Source organism: Blastococcus sp. SYSU DS0539 (assembly GCF_054050855.1).
In genome coordinates, this window is sequence record NZ_JBJHAF010000019.1 from 37172 (window position 1) to 44403 (window position 7232).

Sequence of the window (7232 nt, forward strand, 5' to 3'; positions counted from 1 at the left end):
CCCGGAGGGCCGGGAGCGGTGTCGTCCGCCCCCGGGAACTCAACCAGCCCGGCCGGCCGGCTGACCACGACCGGTTGGCGAAGGCACCGATAGCCGCTTCCTATGGGAGCCGCAGCGCCGCGGTGCCCGCCTGCCCGCCGGTTAGGGTGCGCGCGTGGACCTGCGGCTCGTCGAGTACTTCGTCGCCGTCGTCGACCACGGGGGCATCACCAAGGCCGCCACGGCTCTCTACATCGCCCAGCCGTCGCTGTCCCAGGCCATCCGGAGCCTCGAACGCCAGCTCGGGGTCACCCTGTTCGACCGGGTGGGCCGGCAGATGGTGCTCACGCCGGCCGGCATCGCGTTCGAGGTGCCGGCCCGCCGGGTGCTGCAGACCACCGCCCGTGCCCGCGCCCGGGTGGAGGCGGTCCGCCGGCTGCAGGCCGGCCGCCTGTCGCTGGCCGCGCTGTCCACCCTGGCGGTGGATCCGCTCCCGCAGCTGGTCAGCCGGCTGCGCCGGCGCCATCCGGGCATCCAGGTGCACGTGTCCGACCCCGGTGGCCCGGTCGACATCGAGAACGCGGTCCGCCAGGGGCGCGCCGAGATCGGCCTCACCGAGCTGCCCACCCGGAGCGAGTCCCTCGAGTCGCGGACGCTCGGCACCCAGCGGATCGCCCTGGTGCTCCCGCCCGCGCTGGCCGAGCACCTGCCCGACCCGGTGCCACTCGCGGCGGTGGCGGACCTGCCCCTGGTCCTGCAGTCCCCGGCCCCTTCGAACCGGTCGGCGATCGACGAGGCCGTCGAGCGCGCCGCCGCGAACGTCGTCGTCCGCTCGGCACACCGTCAGGCCGTCTGGCAGCTGGTCATGGCCGGCGCCGGCGCCACGCTGCTCCCCCGCTCCATCGCCGAACAGGAGCTCTCCGGGGTCGTGGTGCGGGACACGGTGCCCGAGATCCGGCGCACCACGGCCCTGGTCTTCCGGCCCGGCCCGCTGTCCCCCGCCGGGTGCGCCTTCCTGCAGGCGGCCGGGGTCAGCCCGCCGTCGTCCTGAGCTGCGCGACCTCGAGGAACGCCCGCCCCAGCGTGGAGATCGACTGCGGGCTGTAGACGAGGCCGAACGGACGGCTCAGCGGCGGGTCGAACGCGCGGATCACGGCCCCGCGCTTCCGGGCCGCCTCCGCCGTGCTGCGCTCCAGGAAGGTCCCGCCGACACCGGCGAGCACGAAGGCCAGCCGGGCCTCCCGGTGCTCCACCACGGCGGACGGCGGCTGCAGCCGGCCGGCGCGGGCGAGCGCGGCACGGATCTCCGCGGCGTGCCCGCTCCCCTCCGGCACGGTCACCAGCGGGATCTCCGGCATGTCCGTCCAGGCCATCGGGTCCCGCTCCGGGACCTGGTCGGCGTACTGCGGGGGCAGCGCGATCCAGTACTCCTGGCTCCCCAGCCCGAGCAGCGACAGCGGCTCGTCACGGGGCCGCTGCTCCGGCCCGGTGTCCAGGGGGAAGTGCGTCACGACGATGTCGCTGTGGCCCTCCCGCAGGGTCGCCGCCGCGGCCGCCTCCTCCTGCAGGAAGCCGAGCGTGATCGACACCTTGGGGTAGAGGCGGCGGAAGTCGGCGATGCACTGCGTGAGCACCCCGCCGGCCAGCGAGGGGATGGCGGCGATCTCCAGCGTGCCGCGCACCTGCCCCTCGCCGTCGCGGACCGAGCTCTCCGCCGCCGAGATGTCCCGGAGGATCTGCCGGGCCGGTCCGACGAGCGCGTGCGCGGCCGAGGTCGCCACCATGCCACGGCCGATCCGGTGGAAGAGCGGGACCCCGAGGTCCCGCTCCATCGCCCGGATGGCCTGGGAGATGGTGGGCTGGGCCACCCCCAGGCTGCTGGCCGCGGCGTTGATGCTGGTGTGCTCCAGCACCGCGAGGAAGTACTGCAGCCGCTGCAGGTCCATGGCTGCGAACCCTAGGGCCCGCCCGCACCGGCACCCGCCGGCCGGGTCTCCGGCCGGGTCACCGGAGCACCGCGGCCGGTCCGGTCAGCGCGGCGCCATCCGGATCGCGCCGTCGAGCCGGATGGTCTCGCCGTTGAGGTAGCCGTTCTCCAGGATCTGGGTGGCGAGCAGGGCGAACTCCGAGGTGTGCCCGAGTCGGGCCGGGTTGGGCACGGTCGCCTCCAGCGAGGCCCGGACGTCCTCGCGCAGCCGGGCGAGCAGCGGGGTGTCCATGATCCCCGGCGCGATCGTGCAGACCCGGATCGCCTTGCTGGCCAGGTCGCGCGCGGCGTTCAGGGTCATCCCGACGATCGCCGCCTTGGAGGCGGTGTAGGGCATCTGGCCGATCTGCCCCTCGTAGGCGGCGACCGAAGCGGTCAGCACGATGGCCCCCCGCTCCCCGTCCACCGCGTCGTTGCGCGCCATCCGCGCCGCTCCGAGCCGCAGCGCGTTGAAGGACCCGGTGACGTTGAGCTTGATGACCCACTCGAAGTCCTCGAGGGAGCCCGGCTCGCCCTCCTTGTCGAGGACGCGCACCTTGCGCCCGGCGCCGGCGCAGTGCACGAGCCCGCGCAGGGGGCCGTCCGCGCACGCGGCGTCGAGCGCGGCGGCGAACTGGTCGCTGTCGGTGACGTCGGCCGGGACGAACCGGGCGGCGGCGCCGAGGTCGGCGGCCACCTCCTCCCCCGCGGAGCTGGGCAGGTCGATGATCGTCACGTGGCCGCCGGCGGCGACCAGCCGCTGGGCGGTGGCCAGGCCGAGGCCCGAGGCCCCGCCGGTGACGGCGGTGGTGAGTCCGTGGAGCTGCATCGGTGCTGGAGTCCTCTCGGGGGAGCCGAGCTCAGAGGAGCTCGAGGATGGTGGCGTTGGCCTGGCCGCCGGCCTCGCACATGGTCTGCAGGCCGTAGCGGATGCCCTGGTCCTTCATGTGGTGCACCAGCCGGGTCATCAGGACCCCGCCGGAGGCGCCGAGCGGGTGCCCGACCGCGATGGCGCCGCCGAGCGGGTTCAGCACCTCGTCGGGCACCCCGAACTCCGCCTGCCAGGCGAGCGGGACGGGCGCGAACGCCTCGTTCACCTCGTAGGCCCCGATGTCGGCCGGCGACAGCCCGGACTTCTTCAGCGCCTTGTGCGTCGCGGCGATCGGCGCGGTCAGCATGATCACCGGGTCCTCGGCGGCCAGCGCGACGGTGTGCACCCGGGCGATCGGCGTCAGCCCGAGCCGCTGCGCGGTCTCGCTGCTGGTCACCAGCGTCGCCGCGGCGCCGTCGGAGATCTGCGAGGAGTTGCCGGCGGTGATGACGCCGTCCTCCCGGAAGGCGGTGCGCAGCGTGGCGAGCTTCTCCACCGTCGACCCGCGGCGGATGCCCTCGTCGGCCTCCAGCCCGGCCAGTGGCGCCAGCTGGCCGGCCAGCGCACCGGAGTCGACCGCCGCGGCGGCGCGCTCGTGCGAGCGGGCCGAGTACTCGTCGAGGCGGGTGCGGCCCAGGGCCCACTTCTCGGCCACCATCTCGGCGCCGATGCCCTGGTTGAACCCGGGGACGCCGTAGCGCTCCAGCACGCTGTCCGGGTACTGCGCGGCGCCCTGGGCGTTGGACCCCATCGGGACCCGGGTCATCGACTCCACCCCGCCGGCGACGACGACGTCGTAGTGCCCGGCCACCACGCCGGCCGCCGCGAAGTGGACCGCCTGCTGCCCCGATCCGCAGCGGCGGTCGACCGCCGTGCTGGGCACCGAGTCCGGCCAGCCTGCGGCCAGCACGCCGACCCGGCCGATGTTGCCGGACTGCTCCGCGACCTGGCTCACGCAGCCCCAGACGACGTCGTCGACGAGCGCGGGGTCGAGGCCGTTCCGCTGCACGAGCGCGTTGAGCACGTGCGCGGTGAGCTCACCGGGGTGGATGTCGGCGTAGGCGCCGTTGCGCTTGCCGACGGGGGTACGGACGGCATCGACGATGACTGCATCTCGCATGGGGGGTCTCCTCGGTCGCGGCCGACGCCGCGAGCTCGTGGCGCCCCGCGGAGGCGGGCGCCCGTCTACCTGGATGACGGAACCACGCCCCCGCGCCCGGGCACAAAGACGTGTTGGTGAAAGCAGCCATAGCCCGCACCTATGGAGCGGGCCGGTCTCAGACGACGGGGGCCAGACCTCCGTCGACGTTGATCGCGGCCCCGCTGACGTAGCCCGCGCGCGGGGACAGCAGGAAGGCGGCCAGGTCACCGAACTCCTCGGCGCGACCGGCCCGGCCGAGCGGCACGCCGAGCTGTCCGGCCCGGCGGGCCATGAGCTCCTCGACCGGTTCGTCGCGCGCCCGGGCCTGGCGCACCCACTGGTCGCTCTCGATGTAGCCGACCAGGAGGGCGTTGACCCGGATGCCGTAGCGGCCCAGGTCCTTGGACAGCGTCTTGGTGAGGACCATCCCGGCGCCGCGGGACAGCGAGCTGGGCATCGACGCCGCCGCCGGCGCCTTGGCGTGCGTGCTGAGCACGTTGAGGATCGATCCGCGGGTGCGCTTGAGGTGCGGCAGCGCCAGCCGGACCGCGCGGATGGCGGCGAAGACCTTCAGCTCGAGGTCGGCGCCCCACTCGTCGTCCCCGATGTCCTCGAACGGCTTGCCGGCGTGCACCCCGGCGTTGTTGACCAGGCCGTCCAGCCGGCCCCACCGGTCGGTGACCGCCGTGACGGCGTCGGCGAGGGCGCCCGGGTCGGTGACGTCGGCGCAGAGGGCCTCGACCTCCCCGCCGTGCCGGGCGAGGCGGTCGGCGGTCGCGTCGAGGGTGGCCCGGGTGCGGCCGCAGATCGCGACCCGGGCGCCCTCCCGGGCGAGGCGGTCCGCGGTGGCGGCACCCAGGCCGGTGGAGCCACCGGTGACGAAGTAGACGTGGTCCTGGATCTCGAGATCCACGGGCCCTCCTCGGGCTGGTCGGGTCAGGACGGGGCCGGTCCCCGGAGGCCGAACTCGGCCAGCACCGCGTCGGTGTGCTCCCCCAGCGCGGGCACCGGCCCGGGGGCGGGCTGGAAGTCACCGCCGCCGGGCAGCCCCGGCCACGGCAACGGGCGTCCGGCGTGGTCCAGCTCGGCGAACAGCCCGGTGTGCCGGGCCTGCGGGTGCGTGCGCACGTCGTCGGGCGTGCGCACCTTGCTGATCAGCACGTCCGACGACGCCAGCGCCAGTTCCCACTCGTCCGCGGTGCGGTGCGCGAGGGTCTCCGCCAGGCGCGCGTGCAGGTCCTCGCGACGGCGCAGCCGGCCGACGTTCGTGGCGAGCTCCTCGTCCGCCAGCCAGTCGTCGAACCGCAGCGCCCCGGCCAGCCGGGTGAACATCACGTCGGTGAGGGCCCCGACGTACAGGTGGCCGTCGGCGGTCTCGAACACCCCGCTGGGTGCGGCGAAGGAACGGACCTCGCCGGCGGCGAACAGGTCGTCGTCCGGGAACATCGCCTCGTCGAGGACCAGGTAGGACACCAGGGACGCGGCGGCCTGCAGCAGCGTGACTTCGATCCGCCGCCCGCGCCCGGTGCGCGCCACCCCGTACAGGGCGGCGGCGACCTGCCCGGCGGCGTGCGAGGCGGCGGTCAGGTCGACCACGTAGAACCCGACCCGGCGGGGCGTCCCGGCGGCGTCGCGGTTGGCCTGCATCAGCCCGCCGGCCGCCTGCAGGACCGTGTCGACCGCGGGGACGCCGGCCAGCGGTCCCGCGGAGCCGAAGCCGTCGATGGAGACGTACACCAGGTCCGGACGGCGGTCGGCCAGGTGCCGGTGGTCCAGGCCCATCCGGGCGGCCACCCCGGGCCGGAAGCTCTCCACCACCACGTCGCAGCGCGCGGCCAGCTCGGTGAGCGCCGCCCGGCCGGCCGCGGTCCGGGTGTCGAGGACGACGCTCTCCTTGCCGGCGTTGCTGGACGCGAAGATCGCGGTGGCGCCGCCCAGCGTCCGACCCATGGTGCGCGCCCAGTCGCCGTGCGGTGGTTCGACCTTGATGACCCGCGCGCCCTGCTCGGCCAGGATCTGCGTGCACCGCGGCCCGGCCATCCCCTGGCTCACGTCGAGCACGGTGAGCCCGGTGAACGGCCGGGTCCCCGGCCCGTCGGCCGGCGCCGGGCCGGCCGCGGTGGGTTCAGACATCGAGGAGCACCTTTCCGAGCGAGCGCCGGGACATGACCGTCTCCACCGCCTGCTCCCAGTGGGCGAGCGGGAAGTGCTGGGTGACCGGCCGTGGGAGGGCGCCCCGGGCGACCGCGTCGAAGATCGCCGCGACCATGCGGCGGACGGCGGGTGCGTGGTCCCGCCGGTCGTCGATGGGACCCCAGCCGATGAGGTGGCCGTAGTTGTGCCCGATGACCGACACGCCCTTGACCAGCAGGAGGTTCGCCGGGATCTGCGGGATCCGCCCGGCCGCGAAGCCGAGGGTCAGCACCCGCGCGCCCGCGGCGACGCAGCGCAGCGACGCGTCGAAGAGGTCGCCGCCGACGGGGTCGACGACCACGTCGACGCCCCCGCCGGTGAGCTCCTTGACCCGCGCGGCGAGCGTGCCGGCGTCCGAGGGCAGCACGTGGTCGGCGCCGTTCGCCAGGGCGCTGCGCCGCTTGGCCTCCGTGCCGGCGGTGGCGAGGACGCGGGCCCCCATCAGCCGGGCGACCTGCACCGCGGCGGAGCCGATGCCCCCGGCGGCGCCGTGCACCAGGACGGTCTCGCCGGCGCGCAGGCCCGCCCGCCAGTCGAGCGCCGACCACACCGTGCCGTAGGTGATCGGCAGCCCGGCGGCGTCGGCGAGGTCCACGCCGTCGGGTACCGGGTAGACGGTCTCCTGGGTGGCCACCGCCTCCTCGGCGAAGCCGCCCCAGTCGAGGGCTGCGGCGACGCGCTGGCCGACCGACAGCCCCGTCACGTCGGGGGCGACCTCCAGCACGTGGCCGGAGATCTCGGTGCCGGGGGTGAAGGGCAGCGGGGGCCTGCGCTGGTAGGTGCCGCCCACGATGAGGCTCAGCGCGAAGCCGACCCCGGCGTGCCGGACGCGGATCCGGACCTGGCCCGGCTGCAGGGGCGGGCGCGCGACGGTGGTGAGATCCAGGTCGCGCCAGTCCCCGTAGCGGGTGCACAGCAGCGCAGCGACGTCGTCCACGGTGGAGCGGTACCGCCCGTTCGCTCGGAGGGATGGCCGGTCGGTGGGACCGCGGGGGGGGGGGGGGGGGGCGGCCCCCCCCCCGCCGGGCGCCCCACACGAAACAATATAAATAAGCCCACAGAAAGCGCATTACAAAACAACA

General features: G+C 75.1%; 7 protein-coding genes. 1 reads left to right on the plus strand and 6 read right to left on the minus strand.

Annotated features, from left to right (window positions below):
• The first annotated feature begins 154 nt into the window (after nucleotides 1–154).
• A complete protein-coding gene (locus ACI790_RS18910; protein WP_456571333.1) occupies nucleotides 155–1030 on the plus strand; it encodes a LysR family transcriptional regulator in 876 nt (291 codons plus the stop codon).
• Here ACI790_RS18910 and ACI790_RS18915 read toward each other — a convergent pair.
• From ACI790_RS18915 to ACI790_RS18940, 6 genes are all read right to left on the minus strand, one after another.
• Complete coding sequence (locus ACI790_RS18915) at nucleotides 1011–1925, minus strand: LysR family transcriptional regulator (protein ID WP_456571334.1); 915 nt, start codon at nucleotides 1923–1925, stop codon at nucleotides 1011–1013. The two genes, ACI790_RS18910 and ACI790_RS18915, sit on opposite strands and share 20 nt — an antisense overlap.
• Nucleotides 1926–2009: 84 nt before the next feature.
• Nucleotides 2010–2774, minus strand: coding sequence for an SDR family NAD(P)-dependent oxidoreductase (locus tag ACI790_RS18920; protein ID WP_456571335.1), 765 nt, complete (start codon nucleotides 2772–2774; stop codon nucleotides 2010–2012).
• Between the two features lie 31 nt (nucleotides 2775–2805).
• The gene (locus ACI790_RS18925) at nucleotides 2806–3936 is read right to left on the minus strand and encodes a thiolase family protein (protein WP_456571336.1); all 1131 of its coding nucleotides are present in this window, start codon (nucleotides 3934–3936) and stop codon (nucleotides 2806–2808) included.
• Nucleotides 3937–4093: 157 nt separating this feature from the next.
• Nucleotides 4094–4870 (minus strand): SDR family NAD(P)-dependent oxidoreductase, encoded by a 777-nt coding sequence (locus ACI790_RS18930; protein ID WP_456571337.1) that lies wholly within the window; start codon nucleotides 4868–4870, stop codon nucleotides 4094–4096.
• Between the two features lie 23 nt (nucleotides 4871–4893).
• Nucleotides 4894–6090 carry a CaiB/BaiF CoA transferase family protein gene (locus ACI790_RS18935; protein WP_456571338.1) on the minus strand — a complete coding sequence of 399 codons (1197 nt, stop codon included), beginning with the start codon at nucleotides 6088–6090 and terminating at the stop codon, nucleotides 4894–4896.
• Nucleotides 6083–7087 (minus strand): NADPH:quinone oxidoreductase family protein, encoded by a 1005-nt coding sequence (locus ACI790_RS18940; RefSeq protein WP_456571339.1) that lies wholly within the window; start codon nucleotides 7085–7087, stop codon nucleotides 6083–6085. Before ACI790_RS18940 ends, ACI790_RS18935 begins: the two co-directional genes overlap by 8 nt.
• Between the last annotated feature and the right edge of the window lie 145 nt (nucleotides 7088–7232).

Bases quoted from the DNA above. Each gene is read 5' to 3' on its own strand.
- ACI790_RS18915 (WP_456571334.1), bottom strand. From the start codon at position 1,925: ATGGACCTGCAGCGGCTGCAGTACTTCCTCGCGGTGCTGGAGCACACC.
- ACI790_RS18920 (WP_456571335.1), bottom strand. From the start codon at position 2,774: ATGCAGCTCCACGGACTCACCACCGCCGTCACCGGCGGGGCCTCGGGC.
- ACI790_RS18925 (WP_456571336.1), bottom strand. From the start codon at position 3,936: ATGCGAGATGCAGTCATCGTCGATGCCGTCCGTACCCCCGTCGGCAAG.
- ACI790_RS18935 (WP_456571338.1), bottom strand. From the start codon at position 6,090: ATGTCTGAACCCACCGCGGCCGGCCCGGCGCCGGCCGACGGGCCGGGG.